The organism is Arsenicitalea aurantiaca (assembly GCF_003994485.1).
Lineage (GTDB): Bacteria > Pseudomonadota > Alphaproteobacteria > Rhizobiales > Devosiaceae > Arsenicitalea > Arsenicitalea aurantiaca.
The window spans coordinates 753,542-776,026 of record NZ_RZNJ01000002.1; the positions used below are offsets into that span (position 1 = coordinate 753,542).

Sequence of the window (22,485 nt, forward strand, 5' to 3'; positions counted from 1 at the left end):
CCAATGGCCGAGCCAATCCTGCCCCCGACCCGGAACTGGCATTTCGAGATCGACCTCGAAGGCATAGGCTGGCTGACCATCGACACGCCCGACGCGCCGGTGAACACGCTGAGCCGGGCCGCGCTCGAAGAGCTTGAGGCACTGGTCGGGCATTTCGAGGCATTGGCGCGGGACCGGACGCTTCTGGGCGTCGTGCTGAAATCGGACAAGCCCGGCTTCATCGCCGGCGCCGACATCACCGAGTTCGACGCGATGTCCGATCCGGCCGTGCTGCCCGAGGCGCTGCGGCGCACCCACAGGCTCTTCGACCGCATCGAGGCCCTCCCCATCCCCATCGTCGCGACCATCCGCGGGGCCTGCCTCGGCGGCGGGCTCGAGCTGGCGCTCGCCTGCCACTACCGCATCGCGGTCAATGACGAGGCGACGCGGATCGGTTTTCCCGAGGTCAAACTCGGCATCTTCCCCGGCTTCGGCGGCACGGGCCGTTCGATCCGGCAGGCGGGGCCGGTGGATGCGATGCAGGCCATGCTCACCGGCCGCATGCTGAAGCCGGGCGCGGCACGCGGCATGGGGCTCGTCGACAAGCTCGTGCGCCATCCCGACCAGCTGCGGTGGGAAGGTCGGAAGGCCGTGCTCGCCGACAAACGCAGTGCCCCCGCCGGCCTCGGCAAGCGCCTGATGGCCTTCGGGCCAATGCGCTCATATCTTGCCAAGCGCATGCGCGACGAGGCCAAGAAGAAGACCAACCGGCTACACTATCCCGCGCCCTATGCGCTGATCGACATGTTCGAGACCCATGGCGGGGACTGGAAGCGCATGAGCGCCGCCGAGCCCGACGCCTTCGTGCCGCTGATGGCGTCCGAGACGGCAGCGAACCTGCGGCGCGTGTTCTTCCTCTCCGAGGGCCTCAAGAAGCAGGGGCTGCGCGGGGCCGACAAGCCTACGTTCCAGCGGGTGCACGTGATCGGCGCCGGCGTCATGGGGGGCGATATCGCCGCCTGGTGCGCGCTTCGCGGCATGGCAGTGACGCTGCAGGATCTCGACATGGCGCGGATCAAGCCGGCGCTCGATCGGGCAAAGAAGCTCTTTCGCAAGCGGCTCAAAAAGCCGGTGGCCGTCAACTCGGCGATTGCGCGCCTCGAAGCGGACCCGCAGGGGCTGGGGCTTGCGCGCGCCGACGTCGTGATCGAGGCGGTCGTCGAAAACCTCGAGATCAAGCGCAGCATCTTCGCCGATGCGATCGGCCGGGCGAAGCCCGATGCGATTCTCGCCACCAACACCTCCTCGATCGAGCTCGAGCGCATCGCGGAGGGCCTGTCTGATCCCTCCCGGCTGATCGGGCTCCACTTCTTCAATCCGGTCGCGCAATTGCCGCTGGTCGAGGTGATCCGCTCGCAATTCAATACCGACGCATCGGTAGCCAAGGGCGCTTCGTTCGCGCTTGCCATCGGCAAGAGCCCGGTGATCGTCAAATCGGCGCCAGGCTTCCTCGTCAACCGCGTGCTGATGCCCTACATGCTGGGCGCTGTGAACCGGGTGGAACAGGGTGAGAGCCCCGAACTGCTGGATGCCGCAGCGGTCGCTTTCGGCATGCCGATGGGTCCTATCGAACTCATGGATACCGTAGGTCTCGATGTCGGGCGGTCGGTGGCCGCCGAACTCGGCCACGACGTGCCAGAAACCAGCCGGTTCGCGAAACTGGTCGCCGAGGGCAAGCTGGGTCGAAAGACCGGACAGGGCTTTTATCGCTGGGAGGACGGGAAGGCGCGCAAGAGCGACACCCCGAGCCACCCCGACCTGCCCGCGCTCGGGCGCGAGCTCGTCAGGCCGCTCGTCGACGAGACCGAGCGGGCGGTTGCTGAGGGCATCGTCGCGAGCCCGGAACACGCCGACATCGGGGTCATCTTCGGCACCGGATTTGCACCATTTCTCGGCGGGCCGCTGAAGGCCCGGCAGGACAACAGGGCCTAAGGAGCGTTCACATGGCACAATTGCGCAAGGTCGCCATCGTCGGGAGCGCCCGCATTCCCTTCTGCCGGGGCAATACCGGCTATTCGGACGAGACCAATCTCTCTATGCTCGGCGCCGCGCTTGCGGGGCTCGCGGAGGCCCATGGCCTCAAGGGCGAAAAGGTCGATGAGGTGATGGCAGGCGCCGTGATCGCGCATAGCCGAGACTTCAACCTGGCGCGCGAGGCGGCGCTCGACGCCGGGCTTTCCCCGCGCACCCCTGGCACCAACATCCAGATCGCATGCGGCACGAGCCTGCAGGCGGCGCTGTCGCTGGGCGCCAAGATCGCAACGGGCGAGATCGAGAGCGGGATCGCGGCAGGCTCGGATACGGTGAGCGACAGCCCGGTCGTCTTCGGAAACAAGTTCCAGCACCGGATGATCGATCTCTCCCGTGCGCGCACCACCGGCGACAAGCTTAGGACCTTCAAGGGGTTTTCGTTCGGCGAGCTGACGCCGGTCGCACCCTCGACGCAGGAGCCGCGGACCGGGCTTTCGATGGGCCAGCACTGCGAATTGATGGCGCGCCAATGGGGGATTTCGCGCGAGAGCCAGGACATGCTCGCCCTCAAGAGCCACCAGAATGCGGCCCGCGCCATCGCCGAGGGTTTTCACGACGATCTCGTCGTGCCCTTCGCCGGGGTGCACAAGGACAACAATGTGCGTGCCGACACCTCGCTCGAGAAGATGGCCGACATGAAGCCGGCATTCGACAAGCGCTCCGGGCACGGCACACTGACCGCGGCCAATTCGACCCCGCTGACCGACGGGGCGGCGTCCGTGCTGCTGGCGAGCGAAGAGTGGGCGCGCGAGCGTGGGCTGCCCATCCTCGCCTATCTCAGCATGGGGCGCGTGGCGGCCAATGATTTTGCCGCTGGCGACGGCCTGCTGATGGCCCCGACGATCGCCGTCTCCGAATTGCTGTCGCGTGCCGGGATCGGGTTTGCAGATATCGATCTCTTCGAGCTGCACGAAGCGTTCGCCGCGCAGGTGCTGGCGACGCTCAAGGCATGGGAGGACGCAAAGTATTGCCGCGAGGTTCTTGACCGCGATGCCCCCCTCGGGCCGGTTGATCCCGCCCGCATCAACGTCAAGGGCTCGAGTCTGGCCTATGGCCATCCTTTTGCGGCAACGGGCGCGCGCATCCTGGGGCTCACCGCCAAGCTGCTGCAGGCCGAACAGAAGCAGCGCGCGCTGATCTCGGTGTGCACGGCGGGCGGCATGGGCGTTGCGGCCCTCGTGGAGCGTGCGTGATACCTTGCGGCGAGTACGCAGAGCGTCAGCGGAGCCTGGCGCTCCGCGGCGGTTGACAGCGCACGGAGGAGGCACCAGATTTGAGCGAGGAGGTCCGAAATGACCCATACGCCCCTCGACCCCATCATCTCCGAATTCGCCACCCAGGAGGAGGCGGATGCCTATGATGCATGGTTTCGCGCCAAGGTCGAAGCGAGCCTGAAGGACACGCGCCCGACCGTGCCTCATGACGAGGCGATGGCACGTGTCCGCGAAGCGATTAAAGCAGCAGCAAAGAAGCGGGCCTGATGCGAATTCGCTGGAGCGAGGAGGCCGTGCTCCAGCTCGAAGCGATTACCAGCTATATCGGCCAGTTCAATCAGACTGCAGCCTTTGCGCTTCAAGAACGCATTGAACAGGCTGTACTGCCGGCGGCAGATCACCCCTATCTCTTCCGCTCCGGCCGCGTTGGCGGCACTCGCGAGATCGTCGCGCATCCCAACTACATCGTGGTCTATCGGGTGGGCGACGATGCGGTGACGGTCGTGAGCGTGATGCATGCACGTCAGCGCTACCCGTAAAGACCGCCGAATAGACCGCCTCCGCCGCCACTGCGCCGAGCCGCAGCGACAGGGCCGGCAACGCATACCGCGCCACCGGCCCCAATAGATCCTAGAGCTCCGAGGCCACCTGTTCGCGGGCGACGGGCACGAGTTCGGCCATCTTGGCGCGAATGGTCGCTTCGGAGATGCCCTTGTCCCTCAAATCGTTGGAGACCTTGGTGAACACGTCCTCTTCGCCCGGCGCCTCGAAATCTGCTGCCACCACTTCGGCGGCATAGGTCTTGGCCGCGGCCTCGCCCAGCCCGAGCTGCTCGGCAGCCCAGAGCCCGAGCAGCTTGTTGCGGCGCGCCTCGGCGCGGAACTGCAGCTCGGCATTGTGGGCGAACCGGGCTTCCTCGCCCTTCTTGCGATCGTCTAAACCGGACATGTCGTCTCCCGCTTGCTGTTGGCGGCGCGAAGATCGCGCTCTGCAGTCTCGACATAAGCGCTCGCCTTCACCAAATCAACGCAGGCGCGCGGTCCTTGCCCCCTGCCCCGTCTTTCCCCAGCCCCGGGGCCGGACCACCGAAATGACTTGCATTCGTGGGACGATCTGGCGCATGAAACGCGCGCACCAGACCCCCCTTCTATGATCATGGACAGCGCATATGAACCGCCGGCGGAAAATCTATGAAGGCAAGGCCAAGGTCCTCTACGAGGGTCCCGAGCCCGGCACGCTCGTGCAGTATTTCAAGGATGACGCCACCGCCGGCAACGGCAAGAAGCACGAGATCGTCGACGGCAAGGGCGTTCTCAACAATCGCATTTCCGAGTTCATCTTCACCAAGCTGAACGGCCTCGGCATCCCGACTCACTTCGTGCGCCGCATGAACATGCGCGAGCAGCTGATCAAGGAAGTCGAGATCATCCCCATCGAGATCGTCGTGCGCAACGTCGCTGCCGGCTCGCTGGTCAAGCGCCTCGGGCTCGAGCAGGGCACCCAGCTGCCGCGTTCGATCATTGAGTTCTATTACAAGGACGATGCGCTGGGGGATCCCCTCGTCTCCGAAGAGCACATCACGGCCTTCGGCTGGGCGACCCCGCCAGAGCTCGACGACATCATGTCGCTCGCCATCCGCGTCAACGATTTCCTCACCGGTCTCTTCATGGGCGTCGGCATCCAGCTCGTCGATTTCAAGATCGAGTGCGGCCGTCTCTACGAGAACGACATGATGCGGATCATCCTCGCCGACGAAATCTCGCCGGACAATTGCCGGCTCTGGGACGTGAAGACGCGCAACAAGCTCGACAAGGACCGCTTCCGCGAGGATCTCGGCGGCATGCTCGATGCCTATCGCGAAGTCGCCCAGCGGCTCGGCATCCTTGTGGAAACCGACAATGCGCTGACCACCGGTCCGCGGCTCGTCCAGTAAAATCCGAAGGTAGCTCGATGAAGGCGCGCGTCACCGTCACGCTCAAATCCGGTGTGCTCGATCCCCAGGGTCAGGCCATCGCAGGTTCGCTCAAGAGCCTCGGCTTTGCCAATGTCGGTCTTGTCCGCCAGGGCAAGACCTTCGACCTTACCCTCGATGAAACCGATCCCGAGCGCGCCCGCGCCGCGGTCGCCGACATGTGCGAGAAGCTTCTCGCCAATACGGTGATCGAAAACTACGCGATCGAAATCACCGCTTAAGCCTTTGCCGTCATCATTGCCTCGCGCCACCCGAACGCGAGCGCCGGACCCCTTGTCATGATCAAAGCGATCTCCCTCTTCGTCATGTTCTGCCTCAGCATGGGCGTGATCTTTGCCGCCTACGCCTCGGTGCCCGCCGCCTTCTGACGCCTCTGCACGGCCCTCAGGTCAAACTCCCTTAAGCCTAAAGCCACTCCACGTTCGGCGCCCCGCGCTTCGGGCGCTATAGAGGACGCTCGGGTGCAAGTGCAGGAGCGTCTGATGGCGGAAGCCGGCGAAAGGCTGGGATGGGTCGATGTCGCAAAGGGCATCTCGATCATCCTCGTCGTCATGATGCACTCGGCCTATGGCGTCGGCGCTGAAACCGGCGACATCGGCTTCCTCCACCATGTCATCGCCTGGGCCGCGCCCTTCCGCATGCCGGAGTTCTTCCTCATCTCAGGGCTCTTCCTCGCCCAGGTGATCGGACGGGACTGGTTGCGCTACGCCGATCGGCGCGTCGTCCACTATTTCTACTTCTACGTGCTCTGGGCGATCATCCACATCGTGTTCAAGGAGGCGATCGTCGATCGCGATCCGGCGCTCGCCGCCAACTATCTCGCCTGGGCTGTCATCCAGCCTTATGGCGTACTCTGGTTCATCTACATGCTCGGGGTGTTCAGCCTCGTCGCCAAGGTGATTTTCACGGCGCGGATACCGCATTGGGCGGCTCTGCTCGTCGCCGCTCTCCTCCAGATCGCGCCGATCGCGACAGGATGGAGAATCATCGACGAATTTTGCGCTTATTTCGTATTCTTTTATGCGGGTTACGCCTTAGCGCCCTTCGTATTTTCCCTCGTCTCCCGGGCCGTCGCGCGCCCCCTCCTCGCCCTCGCGGGACTCGCGCTCTGGGCAGTGCTGAATGGCATCCTCGTCTTTTCCGGCGGCGCCGAACTGGCGCCGGACCACTTCATCATGGGCATCGCCGGCCTGCCGGTACTCCATCTGGTGCTCGCGCTGATCGGCTCGATTGCGCTCTGCATCGGCGCCGGCCTCCTCGCCCCGCTGCGTTCGATGGCATGGCTCGGCTGGCTCGGTGCCCACTCGATCGTCGTCTACCTCGCCTTCGCCCTCCCCATGGGCGCCATACGGCTCGTGCTGCTCCGGCTCGAAATCATCAATGATACCGGGCTCTTGAGCCTCGTTGTCCTCGTCGGGTCGATCGTCCTGCCCCTCATGCTCTACTGGGCCATCGAGCGCACGGGCTGGGGCCGGTTCCTCTTCGAGCGCCCCGCCTGGGCCCACCTCCCCGGCGCGCCCGGCAGCCTGCGCCCCACCCCCGCCCTGCGCACCCCGGCTCAATAGCCCGGCGATATTGTCGTCTCTCCCCTTGCCTTTTGCGCCGGGAGAACCCAAAAGTCCCCGCAACACCCGTCATTGCGAGGACCGTCCGGTGAAAGCAGCCGTAATCGTCTTCCCCGGCTCCAACCGCGACCGCGACATGATCGCGGCGCTCGAGCAGGTTTCCGGCCATGCCCCGGCCATCGTCTGGCACAAGGACACCGAGGTCCCCGCCGTCGATCTCATCGTCCTGCCGGGCGGCTTTTCCTATGGCGATTACCTGCGCTCGGGCGCCATCGCCGCCCGCTCCCCGGTCATGGATGCCGTGCGGGCCCACGCCGATCGCGGCGGCTACGTCCTTGGTGTCTGTAACGGCTTCCAGATCCTCACCGAATCCGGACTTCTTCCCGGCGTCCTGATGCGCAACGCGTCACTGCGCTTCGTCTGCCGAACCGTGCGGCTTTCGGTCGACAACGCCGATACGGTCTTCACCCGCGGCTACGGCCAGGGCCAGGTGATCGATTGCCCGGTTGCCCATCATGACGGCAATTTCTTCACCGATCCCGAGACCCTCGCCCGCATCGAGGCCAATGGCCAGGTCGCCTTCCGCTACGCCGAGGGCACGAATCCCAACGGCTCGCTCAACGACATTGCCGGCATCTTCAACGACAGCAAGACTGTCCTCGGGCTCATGCCGCACCCCGAAAACCTGATCGAAAGTGCCCATGGCGGCATCGATGGCCGGGCCCTCTTCTCGGGCCTGATGCAGGTCGCCTGATGGGGCTGCGCCGCCCGCTCGCCATGCTGGGTATGCTGGTCGGCGCGATTGCCCTCGCCATCCAGTTCAGCCTCACCGTGCCCGCTGCGATGGCGGTCTCTGAAGCGGCGCCTGAAGGCCGTACATTGTTGATGGCGCTGATCTTTTTCTTCAGCTTCTTCACCATTCTCAGCAATATCGCGCTCGTTCTCGTCTACCTGTCCGGCCTCAGCAGAGCTTCGGCGCTCGCCATTTTCCGCCACCCGGTGACGCGCGGGCTCATGGTCTCTTCGATCACGCTGGTGATGATCTTCTACCACCTCCTGCTCGCCCAGACCTGGAGCCCCGAAGGGCTGTTCCTCGTTGCCGACACCCTGCTCCACTACGTCACGCCCGTGCTCTACATCGCATGGTGGGTGCTCTATGCGCGCACCGGCACCCTGCACTGGCGCCACCTGCCGATCATGCTCCTCCCGACGCTCGTCTATTTCCTCTATGCGCTGCTGCGCGGCGCGGTCGTTGGCGAGTACCCCTATCCGATCCTCGAGGCAGACAGCCTCGGCTACGGGCAGGTGTTGATCAATGCGGGCTTCGTCGCCATCGGCCTCGCCGTCCTGTCCAGCCTCGTCGTTCTCATCGACAAGGCGCCCCGCCCCGCCCCCAACTTCTCCTGATGATCGCCAGATGACCTTCAACAACGATTTGCCCATCACGCCCCAGCTCGTCGCCGATCACGGGCTGAAGCCGGACGAGTACGAGAAGATCATCGACCTTACCGGGCGGCGCCCGACCTATACCGAACTCGGCATCTTCTCGGCGATGTGGAACGAGCATTGCTCGTACAAATCCTCCAAGAAATGGCTGAAGACCCTCCCTACCAGCGGCCCGCGCGTCATCCAGGGCCCGGGTGAGAACGCCGGCGTCGTCGACATCGGCGACGGTCAGGCCGTGGTCTTCAAGATGGAGAGCCACAACCACCCCTCCTATATCGAGCCTTATCAGGGCGCTGCGACCGGGGTCGGCGGCATCCTGCGCGACGTCTTCACCATGGGTGCCCGCCCCGTCGCCGCGATGAACGCCCTGCGCTTCGGCAGCCCCGACCATGAAAAGACCCGCCACCTCGTTTCCGGCGTCGTCGCCGGCGTCGGCGGGTACGGCAATTCCTTCGGCGTGCCGACCGTCGGCGGCGAGGTCGAGTTTGACGAACGCTACAATGGCAACATCCTCGTCAACGCCTTCGCGGCCGGCCTCGCCGACACCGACAAGATCTTCTATTCAAAGGCCGAAGGCGTCGGGCTTCCAGTGGTGTACCTCGGCGCCAAGACCGGGCGCGACGGCGTCGGCGGCGCCACCATGGCCTCGGCCGAGTTCGGCGACGACATCGAGGAAAAGCGCCCGACGGTTCAGGTCGGCGATCCCTTCACCGAAAAGCGCCTCCTCGAGGCGTGCCTCGAACTGATGAAGACCGGCGCCGTCATCGCCATCCAGGACATGGGCGCGGCCGGCCTCACCTGCTCTGCCGTCGAGATGGGCGCCAAGGGCGATCTCGGCATCGAGCTCGATCTCGACAACGTGCCGGTGCGCGAAGAAGCGATGACCCCTTACGAGATGATGCTCTCGGAAAGCCAGGAGCGCATGCTCATGGTGCTGCATCCCGAAAAAGAGGCCGAAGCCCGCGCCGTCTTCGAGAAATGGGAGCTCGATTTCGCAACCGTCGGCAAGACCACCGACGATCTGCGGTTCCGCGTGATGTGGCGCGGTGAAGAGGTCGCGAACCTGCCCATCAAGGAGCTTGGCGACGCCGCCCCGGAATACGACCGACCCTGGATCGAGCCGGCCAAGCCTGCGGCTCTGGCCGCAGACGACATCCCCCAGATGGACGTGGCCGATGCCCTCCTGAAGCTTCTGGGCTCGGCCAACCTCTCTTCACGCCGCTGGGTCTGGGAGCAATACGATACCCTGATCCAGGGCAACGGCCTGCAGCGCCCCGGCGGCGATGCGGGGGTCATCCGCGTCGAGGGACATGCTCACAAGGCGCTCGCTTTCTCGTCAGACGTCACGCCGCGCTATTGCGAGGCCGATCCCTTCGAGGGCGGCAAGCAGGCGGTCGCCGAATGCTGGCGCAACCTGACCGCCACCGGTGCCGATCCGCTGGCGGCCACCGACAATCTCAATTTCGGCAATCCCGAGCGCCCCGAGATCATGGGCCAGCTCGTCATGGCCATCAAGGGCATCGGCGAGGCCTGTCGCGCGCTCGATTTCCCAATCGTCTCGGGCAACGTCTCGCTCTACAACGAGACCAATGGCAAGGGCATCCTGCCCACGCCCACCATCGGCGGCGTAGGGCTCCTGCCCGACGCATCGCAGATGATGCGCATCGGTTTTGCGGCTGAGGACCAGGTGATCCTGCTCGTTGGTGCACCCGATGGGCGCGGAAGCCATCTGGGCCAGTCGCTCTATCTGCGCGAACTCTTCGATCGGAAGGACGGCGCGCCGCCGCCGGTCGATCTTGCCCACGAGCGCCGCACCGGCGATTTCGTTCGCAAGCTGATCCGTTCGGGCATTGCGACCGCCGTGCACGACCTCTCCGACGGCGGCCTCGCGGTGGGTCTAGCGGAGATGGCAATGGCCTCGGGTATCGGTGCGAACGTGCCCGATCTCGTAGACCTTCACCCCATCCCAGCCTGGTTCGGCGAGGATCAGGGGCGCTATCTCGTCACCATCAATCTTGATCCTCATGGCGAGGAGATCGTGGCCCTCTGGCGTGAGGCCGAGAGCCTCGGCGTCGCAGCGCCCTGGATCGGCCGGACGGGCGGCAAGAGGCTGGTGCTTGGCGATGCGCGGCCGATCCCGGTTGCGGAACTGCGCGCTGCCCATGAGGGATGGTTTCCGCACTTCATGCAGGGGTGATCGCTCGCGGGCAATGCGCCCCGCAGTTTGGCCATAAACCAGTGGCCTAAGGGCGGGGCAATCGCGCCGACGGAGACCTGTATATGCGTAACGTTTCAAAGCCCTGGTGCGCCCTTCCGATTGCAGCATTGCTGCTGACGCCGGGAACTGCCCTCGCCCAGGCCGTATCGGTTGACCGCGGCCTGACCGAAGACCGCGCCTACACGGTCTTCTATCCGGACGTTTTCCAATCCGTCGACGATCAGAACGAAGCGACGGTGATCACGCTCCGCCACCCCGATGCCGCCTTCCAGTGCGATGTCTTCGTGGTCGACGGCGGAGAGCCGGATTGGGACGCGGAAGGGGCCCTGTCACGCATGGACGTCGCTGCCATCGAGGACAGCTGGCGCGACGATTTCCCGGATTTTGCGCTGACGTCCCGCGCAGTCACGACTTTCCAGAGCGGCCCGGCGCTCTATTACGAGGGCGCGAGCACCCAGACGCCGATGGGCGTGCCCATCAGCTTCGCCCATGCCGAAGCGGTCGACGAGGGCCGGACCTATGTGGTCGAATGTTTCGTCGAAACGAGCGTCCTTCCACAAGCCAAGCCCCTGATCGACTTCATCATCGCCAATTTCTCGACCCGGTCGGACGGTGAATGTTGCCGGCCCGTTGACGCCCCGGAGACGCCGCCATCTCCCTGAACGTCCGGCCGATGTTGAAGCGGCCCCTCCCGCATGCCATATCAGGCGCTGTTCAAGCAGGTGAAGGAGGGCGGACCATGGCCATGGCGGCTAGCGAAATCGAAAAGAGAATCAAGGCGGCCCTCCCCGATGCGCGGATCGAGATCCGTGATCTCGCCGGCGATGGCGATCATTATGCTGCCACGGTGATATCGGAATCCTTCCGCGGCAAGTCGCGGGTTCAGCAGCACCAGATCGTCTATGCAGCCCTTCAGGGCGATATGGGCGGCGCGCTGCACGCCCTCGCCCTGCAGACCAGCGCGCCGGACTGATCGCCGGCCCGGCCAGCGGAGAAACTCATGAGCCTGCGCGATTCGCTTGATCTCATCCGGATGGTGAACCCTGAAGGGGGTCAGGCCGTCCTCGAGCATGAGATCATGGCCGAACGGGCCTCCTCGCTCGGCACCGCCGAAAGTCGGGTGGTGAAGGCCCTGGCCGCTCTGGAGGGTCGTGGCGATGACAAGGAGCGGCTTTCGGCCGCTCGGGATGCCGTCTGGAAGTATTTCGTGCAGCGCGAGCTCTGCGGCTTCCGCCGGCACAACGACGTGATCGCGGACCTGGGCATACCGCAGCGCGTACTGAACGGGCTCGGGGCCGTGACGCGCTGAGCGCACCTCGACAGTCCGGGGTCGATATCCTATCTACAGGCAAAGGTTTCCGGCCCTTGGACCCGGACAACGAAAGGCTTCCTCAATGACCGATATCAACGCCTTCATCGACGAGAAGGTTAAGAGCAACGACGTGTTCCTGTTCATGAAGGGCTCGCCGGATTTCCCGCAGTGCGGATTTTCCGGACAGGTCGTGCAGATCCTCAACTATCTCGGCGTCGACTATCAGAGCGCCAACGTGCTCGAGAGCCAGGAACTGCGCGAGGGTGTGAAGGCCTATACCAACTGGCCGACCATCCCCCAGCTCTACATCAAGGGCGAGTTCGTCGGCGGTGCCGACATCGTGCGCGAGATGTTCCAGGCCGGTGAACTGCAGGCTCATTTCGAGCAGGCCGGCATTCCGGTCAAGCAGCAGGCCTGAACCCCTGCTTGGGTGGCACGGCGCCAGAGCATAAGCGGCGCTGATGATACCCATCATTTTTTTGCGCTTCCCGGCCTCAGCCGGGAGGCGTAGATAAGGCGTCCCTCCTCTCCGGGACGCTGAAATGTCCGATTCCCCCAGGCGCCTGCCCGTTCCGCTGCCCCTCATCATCGCGGCAGGCTGCGTCGTCGCCGCGATAACCTTCGGTACGCGCTCGACCTTCGGGCTCTTCACGCTCCCCATGACTGAAGATCTAGGGCTCACCCGCGAGACCTATGGTATGGCCATGGCCATCCAGAATCTTGCCTGGGGGATCGCGCAACCCTTTGCTGGCGGCATCGCCGATCGGTACGGCACCGCGCGCACCCTGGCCTTCGGCGCCGTCCTCTACGCGCTCGGCATGGTCCTGATGGCCTATTCCGATACCGGCGCGATGCTGAACCTGACTGCCGGCCTTCTCATCGGCGTCGGCATTGCGGTGGCATCGTTCGGCGTCGTCATGGCCGCCTTCGGGCGCGTTGTGTCCCCGCAAAAGCGCAGCACCGTTTTCGGCATCGCGACGGCCGCCTCCTCGATGGGACAGTTTCTCTTTGCCCCCCTCGGCCAGGCCTTCATCAATGCCTTTGGCTGGCAGAGCGCGCTCATCTATCTCGGGGCGCTGGTCCTGCTCGTTGTACCGCTTTCGAGCCTCTTGCGCGGGCGCAGCGAGAGCCAGCCGGGCGAAGCCGATATCGGCTTCATGACCGCACTCTCGCAGGCGCTCGGCCACAATTCATACCGGCTGCTGGTCATCGGCTTCTTCGTCTGCGGCTTCCACCTGGCGTTCATCAACGTGCATATGCCCGCCTATCTCGTGCAGTGCGGGCTGAGCCCGGAGGTCGGATCTTGGTCGATTGCCGTGATCGGGCTTTTCAACGTGGTCGGGTCGCTCGCTTCGGGATATCTCGGTGGCAGGCTGCCCAAGCAGATGCTGCTCGCGAGCATCTACTTTACGCGCGCGGTCGCCATCGGCATCTTCCTGCTGCTACCGGTCACCGAGGCCACCGCCTATGTCTTCTCGGCGGCGATGGGGCTCCTCTGGCTCTCCACCGTGCCGCTGACGGCGGGGCTCGTCGCGCTCTTTTTCGGTACACGCTATCTCGGCATGCTTTATGGGCTGGCGTTCCTCTCGCACCAGATCGGGTCGTTCATCGGCGTGTGGCTCGGCGGCTTCGTCTTCGATGTCACCGGATCGTATAGCCTGGTGTGGTATCTGGGGATCCTGCTGGGGCTTGGTTCGGCGATCATCCATCTGCCGATCCGCGAGGCGTCCGCCCCTGCCATGCTTGCCCGACCGGCCGAATAGTTGATCGGCCGAACCAACATATTGCCATTTGCTTCCCAGAGGTTCATGGTCCGAACCACCTGAAGTCGGCGTCTTCCTCCCGGCGGAAACGGAATAATTTCAAATGTCAGACCTTCTCAAGGCGCGAGGCATCTCGCGCCCCGAATTCATTGCCATCATCGCCGCGATGATGGCCCTCAACGCGATGGCGATCGACGTCATGCTGCCGGCCCTGCCATATATGGGCGAGGCGCTGAACGTCCTGAACGAGAACGACCGTCACTTCGTGATCACCGCCTACATGCTGGGTTTTGGTGTTGCCCAATTGGCGATCGGGCCCTTGTCGGACCGCTTCGGCCGCAAGACACCGCTCATCATCGGCATCATCATCTACATCATCGCGGCCTTCGCAGCGGTGCTCGCACCCGATTTCGCGACCCTGCTCATCCTTCGCGTCATCCAGGGCGCAGGCGCAGCCGGGACGCGGGTGATCGCCCAATCGGCCGTTCGTGACCTCTATTCGGGCCGGGCCATGGCGGAGGTGATGTCGCTGACCTTCATGGTGTTCATGGCTGTGCCCATCATCGCGCCGGGCATCGGGCAGATCCTGCTGCTGACCGGCCCGTGGGAAACCATCTTCATCTTCATGGGCCTGTTGGCGCTGGTTTCGGGTCTCTGGGCCTTCTTCCGCCTCCCCGAGACCCTAGCGCCGGAAAACCGTCGTCCTCTCACGATTACTGCCATCACGCAGGGCTTCCAGATCGTTTTCACCAATCGCGTTGCGCTCTGCTACGCGGCCGCCGGCACGTTCGTCTTCGGCGGCCTCTTCGGCTTCATCACCACCGCCCAGCAGATCTACGTGGATATCTACGGGCTCGGCGTCTACTTCCCTGTCGCGTTCGCCGCGATGGCGGGCCTGATGGCGATCTCGTCCTTCCTCAACTCGCGCTTCGTATCCCGCCTGGGGATGCGGCGGCTGAGCCATTTCGCGATGCTGGTCTTTACCGGCATGAGCGGCGTCCTCACGCTGCTGGCGGCGCTCGACATGCTACCGTTCTGGCTCTTCTTCACCGTCTTTGCCGTCATCATGTTCATGTTCGGCTGGGCGGCGTCGAACATGAACTCGCTCTCCATGGAGCCACTCGGGGCCGTGGCCGGAACGGCATCCTCGGTCTTCGGCTTCGTGCAGACGGTGGGCGGCGCCGTGCTCGGCAGCATCATCGGCCAGATGTATAATGGCACCGTGGTGCCGACGGCCGCGGGCTATTTCGTCATGGGAGGCCTGGCGCTGATCGCAATCCTGATTGCCGAGAACGGACGCCTCTTCGGCGTCGGCAAGGATTATGAAAGCGAAGGCCCGATCTATGGCGAGGCCCACTGATCTCAACTCGGCCTGAATCCGCCGCCGGTTGTCCCGGCGGCACCACACTGGCTCAGACCGTAAAGACCTCGTGTCGCAGCAGCGCCCAGCTGTCGGGATCAGGGGCGAGCAGCAAACCGCCGGTGAGGTGGTGCGGCTGGTAGGGCGACCCGTCGAGCCGCGCCACATGCGCCCCGGCCTCCTGCGCGATCAGTGTGCCGCCCAGATGGTCCCAGGGCATCAGCTTGTTGAACATGACGAAATGCGTGTGGCCCGCGGCAAAGAGCCGGTAGTCATGCCCGGCCACGCGGTAATTGGCGGCCAGCCGCACCTTCGCGAGATTGCCGAGCACGGCGGCCTTGGTGTCCTGCGGCAGATAGGCGATCGATACCGATCCGATCATCTGTTCGAGCGGGACGGCAGCGGCGGCGTTGAGCCGCTCGTCCGTCCCATCCGGGCGGCGCATCCACGCCCCCGCGCCCTTCTCGGCCATCACCCAGTCGTCACCCATCGGATCGTAGATGATGCCGGCAACGGTCTCGCCCCGATGAACGACTGCCGCCATCACTGCAAAGAGCGGAAGGCCGGCCGCAAAATTTGCCGTCCCGTCGATGGGATCGACCACGATGGCGAGTTCGGCAGCCGCCAGGCGCTCGAGCAGCCCCGGATCAGCCGCAACGCCCTCCTCGCCGACGAACAGCGCCTCGGGCATGGCGTCGGCCACAGCCGCCGCAATTGCACGCTCGGAGGCGACATCCGCTTCGGTGACGAGATCGATCGCCTCGCTCTTTTGTCGCACCATCCCGGCATCCAGCCGCCGGAAGCGCGGCAGGATTTCGGCCTTTGCGGCATCACGCAGGATGGTGGCTAGAGCGGGAACGTCGATGATGGCCATCAGCTTTGGTCCTGTGTCAGTGCAGCGAAGTCGAAGAGTTTCGGGTCGAGCAGATGGCTCGGCCGGACATTGCCGAGGGCGCGGATCATGACGTCCTTGCGTCCCGGCTGGCGTCTTTCGATATCGTTCAGCATGGCCTTCATCGCGTTGCGTTCGAGGCCCTCCTGGCTTCCGCAGAGGTCGCAGGGGATGATGGGAAAAGCCATCGCGTCCGAAAAGCGTTGCAGATCATCTTCCGCACAATAGATCAGCGGGCGCAGCACCTGCACGTCGCCCTCGTCATTGAGAAGCTTGCCGGGCATGGCGGCAAGCTTGCCCCCATGGAAGAGGTTCATGAAGAACGTCTCGAGGCTATCTTCCCGATGATGGCCAAGCACGAGGGCTGAACACCCCTCCTCGCGCGCGATGCGATAGAGATGGCCCCTGCGCAGCCTCGAGCAGAGCGCGCAATAGGTCGCGCCCTCCGGGAGCTTGTCGGTCACGATCGAATAGGTGTCCCGATACTCGATCCGGTGCGGCACACCGACCTGGGTCAGGAACTGGGGGAGAATGTGCTTGGGGAAATTGGGCTGGCCCTGATCGAGATTGCACACGAGGAGTTCCACCGGCAGCAGACCGCGCCATTTGAGGTCCAGCAGAAGCGCCAGCAGACCATAGCTGTCCTTGCCCCCCGAGAGCGCGACGAGCCAGCGGGTGCCGGGCTCGACCATGCCGAACCGCTCCAGCGCCTCACGCGTCAGGCGGATGAGCCGCTTGCGCAATTTGTTGAACTCAACCCCGCTCGGCGCACCGGCGAATATGGGATGGGCGCCACCGGCATCCTCGGCGGCTTCGGGATCGATCGGGAGCGCTTGGTTCATCGGGCCATCCGAAGGCAGTAGAGAGAAAGGGCGGCGGGTGCCGCCCTTTCCCTATACCGAATTGGCCGCGAACTCTACTCTGCCGGCAGCGGCGAGACGCTGTCCTGCTGCCCGCCGACATCGTGGCCGGTATCGAACCGGTCGAGGTTCTGCTCGAATTCGTAGAGCCGCTTCCAGATCGAGCGCAGTTCGGTGAGCACCGTCCAGTTGTCGAGGATGATGGACATTGCGCCATCCACTCGCCCATAGGCATTCGACACCTGCTGCAAAACCCCGAAGGTCACCGCGCCCGTCATCATGCCGGGCCCGACCATGATGAGCGGGGTCAGCAGGGTCACCTGACCGTAGAGGTTCGCCCAGAGATCGAAATACCCGTAATGCAGGTAGAGCCGATGGTAGTTGATCCTGATGCCGGTAAAGAGCGAGAACAGGGTCTCGGGTTGACCGTGATTGACCTTGTCGTCTTCTCCGTAGACGAGCTCCTTGCGGAAGGCGGCCTCGACTTTCTGGTTGTTATACTCGAGACCCGGAAGGAAATACCCGACGAACCACGAAATGACCATGCCACCGACCGTGATGATCAGCGCCGCCCAGACGAGCGACCCCGGGATGTCGCGGATGACGGGCAGGTCGACCTGCGCACTGAGGGTCCACAGGATGGGAATGAACGCAATCAGGGTCATGGTCGCCCGCACCACTGCGAGCCCGAGCCCCTGCACGATTGCTGCAAAACGCTGGGTGTCTTCCTGGATGCGCTGGGACGCGCCCTCGATCTCGTGCTCGACCTTGCGCCAGCGCGGGATGTAGTCCTCGGTGATCGCCTGACGCCAGCGGAAGGCGTAGAGCCGCGTCACATAGCTCGTGAGCGTGGCGAGGATGACATAGGGTATGGCGATCACGAAGAAGGATCGCGGCACCGGCAGCGGGATGAAACCGAGCCAGTTCACCCATTCGAAATTCCAGCCGGCAATCGCATACCAGAACTCCGACATGTCCCGACCGGCCGGGTTCTGCAGCATGTCGTAGAACGTACCGTACCAGCCGTTCACGATGACCGTGAACTGTACCTGGATGTAGATCGAGGCAATGAGGAACAGCCCTCCCCCATAGGCCCACGTCCTCCATTTCGGGTTGCGGAAAAACGCCTTGATCATGTCGCCTCCACGGGCAAGCTCCGGCAGCCGGAGCGTCGCCAATCCGTCACAAAAATCTACGGGCCGTGCAAGCGGACAGTTTCAACCTTACCAAAATGTAAAGGGCCGCCCCTGGGGGCGGCCCTCGAAAGTCTCGATCCGTTGGGATCGTTTAGCGCGAATAGAATTCGACGACGAGGTTCGGTTCCATCTGCACCGGATAGGGCACATCCGAGAGGGCCGGCACACGCACGAAGGTGGCGGTCATCTTGGAGTGATCGGTCTCGATGTATTCGGGCACGTCGCGCTCAGCCAGCTGAACGGCCTCGAGCACGATGCCGAGCTGCTTGGAGCGCTCGCGGATCTCGATCTTGTCGCCGACCTTGACCTGATAGGACGGGATGTTGACGCGCTTGCCGTTGACCAGGATGTGGCCGTGGCTGACGAACTGACGTGCAGCGAACACGGTCGGCACGAACTTGGCGCGGTAGATGATCGCGTCGAGGCGGCTCTCGAGGAGGCCGATCAGGTTCTCGCCGGTGTCGCCCTTCACGCGGTTCGCCTCGGTATAGAGACGGCGGAAGGCCTTTTCGGTGATCGAACCGTAGTAGCCTTTGAGCTTCTGCTTGGCGCGCAGCTGCAGGCCGTAGTCCGACGTCTTGCCCTTGCGGCGCTGGCCGTGCTGGCCAGGGCCATAGGCGCGAGCATTGAGCGGGCTCTTGGGGCGGCCCCAGAGGTTTTCGCCAAGACGGCGGTCGATTTTATGCTTGGTAGAATGGCGCTTTGACATCGCGTGTCCTTTGAAGTCGTTGCAGGGTTGGACCGCGCCCTCCTCTGCCCTGCGCCGCTGCGCTGGGCCGACAGACCTCGCAAATGATGAGGAGATCCCGGGTGCGCCCGACGGACGAGGTCCATCAGGTTGCGCGCCTGATAGCTTCCGAGGCGCACGGAGTCAAGTCTGACCGGTCAGACCATCTTCCGATCGAGGTTCTGGATGCGCCGCAGCTCGGGGAACATCTTCGCCCAGAGCGCCGCAACGCCCATCGTCCCCGCACCACCGATGGTGACGGCAGCGATGGCTCCGAGCCAGAAAGCCATCACGCCGGCCCGGAATTCACCCAGCTCGTTCGAGGCGCCGATGAACACGCGGTTGACCGCGCTCACCCTGCCGCGGACCTCGTCCGGCGTCCAGAGCTGCATGATCGTTTCGCGGATGGCGACGCTCACCATGTCGGCGGCGCCCATCACCACAAGCGCCGGCACCGCCATCCAGACCGACCAGGAGAAACCGAAAATGATGGTGGCAAGGCCGAACAGCGCGACAAAGAAGAAGAGCTTGTGCCCCGCCCCGGTCCTGATCGGGAATTTGGCAAGCCACAGCGCCATCCCGATGGCACCGATCCCAGGGGCGGCACGGAGAAGGCCTAGGCCCAGTGGCCCGGCCTCGAGGATGTCGCTCGCATAGATCGGCATCAGGGCCGTCGCGCCCCCGAGCAGCACCGCGAAGAGATCGAGCGAGATCGCCCCGAAGACGATCCTGTTGTCCCGGATGTAGCGGAAGCCGGCCAGCATTGTCGTCAGGCTCGTCGCCTGGGTGTCGCGCGGCTGCGGCGGACGGGGGATGAAGAGAACGCAGGTCAGTGAAACGCAGATGAGGATCGCAGCTGTTCCATAGGCCACCGGACCGCCGAGCCCATAGAGCAGGCCGCCCGTCATCGGCCCGGCAATCGCCGCCAGCTGCCATGCGGACGCATTGATCGAGATCGCGTTCGCAAGCGCCTCGGGCGGCACGAGATTGGGCGCGAGGGAGTCAGACGCCGGCCCCATGAACGCCCGGGCAAGACCAAGTACGACGAGCGCACCGAAGATCGGAAGGACGCCGATCCCCTCGTTGATCGCAATGAAGAGCAGGCCCAGCGCGCAAATTGCCTCGATGAAAAGGCAGATTGCCATCACCCGACGCCGGCTGAAGCGGTCTGCGACAAGCCCGGTGAGCAGCACCATCGAGAGCGCAGGAAGATACTGCGCAAGCCCGACCAGCCCCAGGAAGAGCGCGTTCCCGGTCTCTTCCCAGATCTGCCAGCCGACGGATACCGAAATGATCTGTACGCCGAACGTCGTCGCAAGCGTCGCCGCGGCGAAGAACCGGAAACCGCGGTAGTGGAGCGCGAGTCGCGAGGGGGACTCACCATCGGCGGGGAGCGTCATGATGGCGAAGGTGATGGCACGAAAGCGCCGCACCTCCTAGAGCGTTTCGCCCGCACTCGACGAAGGATCTACAGGCCCACTATTCCTTGCGTGGCGTACGCCGGGGGTCGGGCCGCTCGTGCTTGCGATCGATGGAGGAGATCACGCCGCGCAGGGTACGCACTTCCTGCGCGGAAAAATTGCCGCGGCTGAGCATGGCCCGCAGATTGTTGACCACCGTGGGCCGCTTGTCGGGAGCGGTGAAAAAGCCGGTCCGATCAAGCGTTTCCTCAAGATGGTTGAAAAGCCCGATCAGTTCGGCCTTGCTCGCGGGCTCGGCTAGGGTGTCGGTGAAGGGAAGCGCCGCCCCCAAATCGGATTGCCGTCTCCATTCATAGGCGAGGACCAGCACGGCCTGAGCGATATTGAGCGATGCGAACGCAGCTTCGACCGGAAGCGTGACAATGGCGTCCGATAGCGCCACCTCTTCATTGTAGAGCCCCCAGCGTTCGCGCCCGAAGAGCAATCCCGCGCCCCGCCCGCCCTCGATGTGACCAACGAGCCGTTGCGCCGCGACATCGGGTCCGAGCACCGGCTTCTGAAGGTCGCGACGCCGCGCTGTCGTCGCATAGACGAGGGTGAGGTCAGCGATCGCTTCTTCGACTGTCGCGAAGACACGTACGCGCGCGATCACATGGTTGGCGCGGGAGGCTGCGGCAATTGCGCGCTCGTTCGGCCAGCCGTCGCGCGGATTGACCAACCGCAGATCCCACAGGCCGAAATTGGCCATGGCGCGCGCGGTCGTACCGATGTTCTCGCCAAGCTGCGGCTCGCAGAGGATGATCGCAGGGCTTGGTCGAAAAACGATTTCCTGAGACGAGTCTGTACCGGCCAATTGAAAACCCTCTTTGTCGCCTGCTCATTGAGACAAAGAGGGTCAAAGATCAAGCCAAGAGGCAATCAGGCTACGAGCCGCGAAAGCTCCTTGACGTTGCCCGGACGCCGCCACTCGCGGTCGAGGACGGCAAAATGCAATTCCTCATCCCACTCGCCCTGAAACAGGGCGTGCTCGCGGTAGTGGGCCTCGAGACGCATGCCGAGACCCTTGAGTAGCCGGGCGGCAGCCTGATTGCGACCGTCACAGCGAGCAAAGATGCGGTGGAAGCCATGAGCTGCAAAGCCCATGTCGATGACGGCTCTCGCGGCCTCACGCGCATAACCGTGCCGACGAAACTGCGGATCGATGACAATGCGCATTTCGCCCTGGGCGGCAGTTGCGTCCGCCCAGAGTAGCGAGACATGTCCCGCAAGGGCGCCGCCATCCCGCTCGGTGATCGCAAAGCTCAAACGGTCTCCCGGCCGCTGCAGCGACACATGGCGCATCATCGTCTCGAGCGCACGCTTGCAATCGGCGCGGTCACGCGCAGGCGCTTCCAGGTAGCGTTGCAATTCGGGCAGGGTCAGGTAACGGGCGACGCAGTCGAGGTCGTCCGTCTCGAAATGGCGGAGCGCCAGGCGCTCGGTTCCGATGATCATGTCTTGAATGGCCATGCTGCACGTCCTCCCGCAAATGCCTCAACAGGCCCATCCGCAAAAACGCGGGTGAAATGCAGCGGTTCCAGCATTGATCAAAATTTGGGGGTACCCGAGATGCCCTTAGAACTCTGCCGCCTGAGCGCCTCCAAAGTCGATTGCCCCGCTCGCCTCGTCGTGGCAGCGTCAAAGCATGAGAGGAACTCGGGCCAGCATCCGCCTTTCCGCCTTGTGTGCGTGCGGACAAACGTCCATGGCGCTCGATGGCGAGGTGCTGAGCATGCTCCTCTGCACCTGTCTGGATTGCCAGAAGGCGACCGGCACTGGCCATTCCGCGGCCGCGATGGTGCACGAAAGCGCACTTCAACTGAGCGGCCCAGTGCGCAGCCACGCCGTCACCGCGGCCTCGGGGGCCACGCTCAGCCGCCATTTCTGTAGCGGTTGTGGAACGCCGCTCTTTGCCGTCTCGTCGCGCAGTCCGCAGACACGCCTGATTGCTGTTGGTTTCTTCGGCGCCGAAACGGACTGGTTCGAACCGCGGCATGTCCTCTTCGCACGATCGCACAATGATTGGGATGTTCTCCCACCCATACCTCGGCACGCGACCTATCCCGAGAGGCCAGAGCGATGAGCCTCGCATGTGAAGATCTCGCCGAACGCATCCGGCAATGCCTCGGAGACCCGCCGGGCCTCCGCGAACAGCGCATGTTCGGGGGCGTCGCGTTCATGCTCCACGGCAATATGATGGTTGGAGCGACCCGCGAGGGCGCACTGCTCGTGCGCGTGGGCAAGGCGGGCTATGCGGCTGCCTTGGCCGAAGCGGGCGCAGAGCCGATGGAAATGGGTGGGCGACACCTGCCCGGTTTTGTCGTCGTCGGGGGCGACGCGTTGGAAGATCCCGACCTGCTCGACCGATGGCTTGCACGGGCTCGCGCCCTCGTCCTCACGCTCCCGCCCAAGGCGGACCGCTGAAGCCCG

Annotated in this window: 26 protein-coding genes; 18 read left to right on the forward strand and 8 right to left on the reverse strand. The window is 64.2% G+C overall.

Annotated features, from left to right (window positions below; translation table 11 throughout):
• Nucleotides 1-3 precede the first annotated feature (3 nt).
• The 4 genes from EMQ25_RS08120 to EMQ25_RS08135 all read left to right on the forward strand — a co-directional run bounded on the left by EMQ25_RS08120 (nucleotide 4) and on the right by EMQ25_RS08135 (nucleotide 3,823).
• The gene (locus tag EMQ25_RS08120; protein WP_127188035.1) at nucleotides 4-1,971 is read left to right on the forward strand and encodes a 3-hydroxyacyl-CoA dehydrogenase NAD-binding domain-containing protein; all 1,968 of its coding nucleotides are present in this window, start codon (nucleotides 4-6) and stop codon (nucleotides 1,969-1,971) included.
• 11 nt (nucleotides 1,972-1,982) lie between these two features.
• Entirely contained in the window at nucleotides 1,983-3,263 is a 1,281-nt protein-coding gene (locus EMQ25_RS08125) for an acetyl-CoA C-acetyltransferase (protein ID WP_127188036.1), read from the forward strand.
• A 99-nt stretch (nucleotides 3,264-3,362) separates the two neighbouring features.
• Nucleotides 3,363-3,551: a type II toxin-antitoxin system RelB family antitoxin gene (gene relB / locus EMQ25_RS08130; protein ID WP_127188037.1), complete on the forward strand. Its 189-nt coding sequence runs from the start codon at nucleotides 3,363-3,365 to the stop codon at nucleotides 3,549-3,551.
• Nucleotides 3,551-3,823: a type II toxin-antitoxin system RelE/ParE family toxin gene (locus EMQ25_RS08135; RefSeq protein WP_127188038.1), complete on the forward strand. Its 273-nt coding sequence runs from the start codon at nucleotides 3,551-3,553 to the stop codon at nucleotides 3,821-3,823. Before relB ends, EMQ25_RS08135 begins: the two co-directional genes overlap by 1 nt.
• A 91-nt stretch (nucleotides 3,824-3,914) precedes the next feature.
• Here the strand turns inward: EMQ25_RS08135 and EMQ25_RS08140 are convergent, their stop codons facing one another.
• On the reverse strand, nucleotides 3,915-4,232 hold the full coding sequence (locus tag EMQ25_RS08140; protein ID WP_127188039.1) for a DUF1476 domain-containing protein: 318 nt from the start codon (nucleotides 4,230-4,232) through the stop codon (nucleotides 3,915-3,917).
• Between the two features lie 220 nt (nucleotides 4,233-4,452).
• Between EMQ25_RS08140 and purC the strand changes: the two genes are divergently transcribed.
• From purC to EMQ25_RS08200, 12 genes are all read left to right on the forward strand, one after another.
• On the forward strand, nucleotides 4,453-5,217 hold the full coding sequence (gene purC / locus EMQ25_RS08145) for a phosphoribosylaminoimidazolesuccinocarboxamide synthase (RefSeq protein ID WP_127188040.1): 765 nt from the start codon (nucleotides 4,453-4,455) through the stop codon (nucleotides 5,215-5,217).
• A 17-nt stretch (nucleotides 5,218-5,234) separates the two neighbouring features.
• Complete coding sequence (purS, locus tag EMQ25_RS08150) at nucleotides 5,235-5,477, forward strand: phosphoribosylformylglycinamidine synthase subunit PurS (RefSeq protein WP_127188041.1); 243 nt, start codon at nucleotides 5,235-5,237, stop codon at nucleotides 5,475-5,477.
• 261 nt (nucleotides 5,478-5,738) lie between these two features.
• On the forward strand, nucleotides 5,739-6,821 hold the full coding sequence (locus EMQ25_RS08155; protein ID WP_127188042.1) for an acyltransferase family protein: 1,083 nt from the start codon (nucleotides 5,739-5,741) through the stop codon (nucleotides 6,819-6,821).
• Between the two features lie 88 nt (nucleotides 6,822-6,909).
• Complete coding sequence (gene purQ / locus EMQ25_RS08160; RefSeq protein ID WP_127188043.1) at nucleotides 6,910-7,575, forward strand: phosphoribosylformylglycinamidine synthase subunit PurQ; 666 nt, start codon at nucleotides 6,910-6,912, stop codon at nucleotides 7,573-7,575.
• Nucleotides 7,575-8,228, forward strand: coding sequence for a Pr6Pr family membrane protein (locus EMQ25_RS08165; RefSeq protein ID WP_127188044.1), 654 nt, complete (start codon nucleotides 7,575-7,577; stop codon nucleotides 8,226-8,228). Before purQ ends, EMQ25_RS08165 begins: the two co-directional genes overlap by 1 nt.
• 10 nt (nucleotides 8,229-8,238) lie before the next feature.
• Nucleotides 8,239-10,464: a phosphoribosylformylglycinamidine synthase subunit PurL gene (purL, locus tag EMQ25_RS08170; protein WP_127188045.1), complete on the forward strand. Its 2,226-nt coding sequence runs from the start codon at nucleotides 8,239-8,241 to the stop codon at nucleotides 10,462-10,464.
• An 83-nt stretch (nucleotides 10,465-10,547) separates the two neighbouring features.
• Nucleotides 10,548-11,147 carry a hypothetical protein gene (locus EMQ25_RS08175; RefSeq protein WP_127188046.1) on the forward strand — a complete coding sequence of 200 codons (600 nt, stop codon included), beginning with the start codon at nucleotides 10,548-10,550 and terminating at the stop codon, nucleotides 11,145-11,147.
• A gap of 77 nt (nucleotides 11,148-11,224) precedes the next feature.
• Nucleotides 11,225-11,458, forward strand: a complete 234-nt coding sequence (locus EMQ25_RS08180; protein ID WP_127188047.1) for a BolA/IbaG family iron-sulfur metabolism protein — start codon at nucleotides 11,225-11,227, stop codon at nucleotides 11,456-11,458.
• Between the two features lie 27 nt (nucleotides 11,459-11,485).
• Entirely contained in the window at nucleotides 11,486-11,794 is a 309-nt protein-coding gene (locus EMQ25_RS08185) for a DUF6665 family protein (protein WP_127188048.1), read from the forward strand.
• 85 nt (nucleotides 11,795-11,879) lie between these two features.
• Nucleotides 11,880-12,215, forward strand: a complete 336-nt coding sequence (grxD, locus tag EMQ25_RS08190) for a Grx4 family monothiol glutaredoxin (protein ID WP_127188049.1) — start codon at nucleotides 11,880-11,882, stop codon at nucleotides 12,213-12,215.
• A 124-nt stretch (nucleotides 12,216-12,339) separates the two neighbouring features.
• The gene (locus EMQ25_RS08195) at nucleotides 12,340-13,560 is read left to right on the forward strand and encodes an MFS transporter (protein WP_127188050.1); all 1,221 of its coding nucleotides are present in this window, start codon (nucleotides 12,340-12,342) and stop codon (nucleotides 13,558-13,560) included.
• A 103-nt stretch (nucleotides 13,561-13,663) separates the two neighbouring features.
• Complete coding sequence (locus tag EMQ25_RS08200; RefSeq protein WP_192895643.1) at nucleotides 13,664-14,920, forward strand: multidrug effflux MFS transporter; 1,257 nt, start codon at nucleotides 13,664-13,666, stop codon at nucleotides 14,918-14,920.
• A 52-nt stretch (nucleotides 14,921-14,972) separates the two neighbouring features.
• Here EMQ25_RS08200 and EMQ25_RS08205 read toward each other — a convergent pair whose 3' ends face one another.
• The 7 genes from EMQ25_RS08205 to EMQ25_RS08235 form a co-directional block, all read right to left on the reverse strand.
• A complete protein-coding gene (locus tag EMQ25_RS08205; protein ID WP_127188051.1) occupies nucleotides 14,973-15,797 on the reverse strand; it encodes an inositol monophosphatase family protein in 825 nt (274 codons plus the stop codon).
• The gene (gene ttcA / locus EMQ25_RS08210) at nucleotides 15,794-16,654 is read right to left on the reverse strand and encodes a tRNA 2-thiocytidine(32) synthetase TtcA (protein WP_127188052.1); all 861 of its coding nucleotides are present in this window, start codon (nucleotides 16,652-16,654) and stop codon (nucleotides 15,794-15,796) included. The genes EMQ25_RS08205 and ttcA overlap by 4 nt, the downstream gene beginning before the upstream one ends.
• A 74-nt stretch (nucleotides 16,655-16,728) precedes the next feature.
• Nucleotides 16,729-17,808: a putative transporter gene (locus tag EMQ25_RS08215; RefSeq protein WP_127188053.1), complete on the reverse strand. Its 1,080-nt coding sequence runs from the start codon at nucleotides 17,806-17,808 to the stop codon at nucleotides 16,729-16,731.
• A 151-nt stretch (nucleotides 17,809-17,959) separates the two neighbouring features.
• Nucleotides 17,960-18,577 (reverse strand): 30S ribosomal protein S4, encoded by a 618-nt coding sequence (gene rpsD / locus EMQ25_RS08220; protein ID WP_127188054.1) that lies wholly within the window; start codon nucleotides 18,575-18,577, stop codon nucleotides 17,960-17,962.
• Nucleotides 18,578-18,753: 176 nt separating this feature from the next.
• Nucleotides 18,754-19,995, reverse strand: a complete 1,242-nt coding sequence (locus tag EMQ25_RS08225) for an MFS transporter (protein WP_127188169.1) — start codon at nucleotides 19,993-19,995, stop codon at nucleotides 18,754-18,756.
• A 79-nt stretch (nucleotides 19,996-20,074) separates the two neighbouring features.
• Complete coding sequence (locus tag EMQ25_RS08230) at nucleotides 20,075-20,869, reverse strand: RNA methyltransferase (RefSeq protein ID WP_127188055.1); 795 nt, start codon at nucleotides 20,867-20,869, stop codon at nucleotides 20,075-20,077.
• A 65-nt stretch (nucleotides 20,870-20,934) separates the two neighbouring features.
• Nucleotides 20,935-21,525, reverse strand: a complete 591-nt coding sequence (locus EMQ25_RS08235; protein ID WP_127188056.1) for a GNAT family N-acetyltransferase — start codon at nucleotides 21,523-21,525, stop codon at nucleotides 20,935-20,937.
• 175 nt (nucleotides 21,526-21,700) lie between these two features.
• Between EMQ25_RS08235 and EMQ25_RS08240 the strand changes: the two genes are divergently transcribed.
• Both EMQ25_RS08240 and EMQ25_RS08245 read left to right on the forward strand, forming a co-directional pair.
• Entirely contained in the window at nucleotides 21,701-22,138 is a 438-nt protein-coding gene (locus tag EMQ25_RS08240; protein ID WP_127188057.1) for a GFA family protein, read from the forward strand.
• Nucleotides 22,135-22,479, forward strand: a complete 345-nt coding sequence (locus EMQ25_RS08245; protein ID WP_127188058.1) for a TfoX/Sxy family protein — start codon at nucleotides 22,135-22,137, stop codon at nucleotides 22,477-22,479. Before EMQ25_RS08240 ends, EMQ25_RS08245 begins: the two co-directional genes overlap by 4 nt.
• Nucleotides 22,480-22,485: the final 6 nt, after the last annotated feature.

Coding starts and splice junctions, on each gene's coding strand:
- EMQ25_RS08240 (WP_127188057.1), top strand. CDS start 21,701: ATGAGAGGAACTCGGGCCAGCATCCGCCTTTCCGCCTTGTGTGCGTGC.
- purC (WP_127188040.1), top strand. CDS start 4,453: ATGAACCGCCGGCGGAAAATCTATGAAGGCAAGGCCAAGGTCCTCTAC.
- EMQ25_RS08235 (WP_127188056.1), bottom strand. CDS start 21,525: ATGGCCATTCAAGACATGATCATCGGAACCGAGCGCCTGGCGCTCCGC.
- EMQ25_RS08180 (WP_127188047.1), top strand. CDS start 11,225: ATGGCCATGGCGGCTAGCGAAATCGAAAAGAGAATCAAGGCGGCCCTC.
- EMQ25_RS08200 (WP_192895643.1), top strand. CDS start 13,664: ATGTCAGACCTTCTCAAGGCGCGAGGCATCTCGCGCCCCGAATTCATT.
- ttcA (WP_127188052.1), bottom strand. CDS start 16,654: ATGAACCAAGCGCTCCCGATCGATCCCGAAGCCGCCGAGGATGCCGGT.
- purS (WP_127188041.1), top strand. CDS start 5,235: ATGAAGGCGCGCGTCACCGTCACGCTCAAATCCGGTGTGCTCGATCCC.
- EMQ25_RS08195 (WP_127188050.1), top strand. CDS start 12,340: ATGTCCGATTCCCCCAGGCGCCTGCCCGTTCCGCTGCCCCTCATCATC.
- relB (WP_127188037.1), top strand. CDS start 3,363: ATGACCCATACGCCCCTCGACCCCATCATCTCCGAATTCGCCACCCAG.
- EMQ25_RS08120 (WP_127188035.1), top strand. CDS start 4: ATGGCCGAGCCAATCCTGCCCCCGACCCGGAACTGGCATTTCGAGATC.
- EMQ25_RS08225 (WP_127188169.1), bottom strand. CDS start 19,995: ATGACGCTCCCCGCCGATGGTGAGTCCCCCTCGCGACTCGCGCTCCAC.
- EMQ25_RS08155 (WP_127188042.1), top strand. CDS start 5,739: ATGGCGGAAGCCGGCGAAAGGCTGGGATGGGTCGATGTCGCAAAGGGC.
- EMQ25_RS08215 (WP_127188053.1), bottom strand. CDS start 17,808: ATGATCAAGGCGTTTTTCCGCAACCCGAAATGGAGGACGTGGGCCTAT.
- EMQ25_RS08140 (WP_127188039.1), bottom strand. CDS start 4,232: ATGTCCGGTTTAGACGATCGCAAGAAGGGCGAGGAAGCCCGGTTCGCC.
- purL (WP_127188045.1), top strand. CDS start 8,239: ATGACCTTCAACAACGATTTGCCCATCACGCCCCAGCTCGTCGCCGAT.
- grxD (WP_127188049.1), top strand. CDS start 11,880: ATGACCGATATCAACGCCTTCATCGACGAGAAGGTTAAGAGCAACGAC.
- rpsD (WP_127188054.1), bottom strand. CDS start 18,577: ATGTCAAAGCGCCATTCTACCAAGCATAAAATCGACCGCCGTCTTGGC.
- EMQ25_RS08175 (WP_127188046.1), top strand. CDS start 10,548: ATGCGTAACGTTTCAAAGCCCTGGTGCGCCCTTCCGATTGCAGCATTG.
- EMQ25_RS08185 (WP_127188048.1), top strand. CDS start 11,486: ATGAGCCTGCGCGATTCGCTTGATCTCATCCGGATGGTGAACCCTGAA.
- EMQ25_RS08165 (WP_127188044.1), top strand. CDS start 7,575: ATGGGGCTGCGCCGCCCGCTCGCCATGCTGGGTATGCTGGTCGGCGCG.
- EMQ25_RS08135 (WP_127188038.1), top strand. CDS start 3,551: ATGCGAATTCGCTGGAGCGAGGAGGCCGTGCTCCAGCTCGAAGCGATT.
- EMQ25_RS08125 (WP_127188036.1), top strand. CDS start 1,983: ATGGCACAATTGCGCAAGGTCGCCATCGTCGGGAGCGCCCGCATTCCC.
- EMQ25_RS08245 (WP_127188058.1), top strand. CDS start 22,135: ATGAGCCTCGCATGTGAAGATCTCGCCGAACGCATCCGGCAATGCCTC.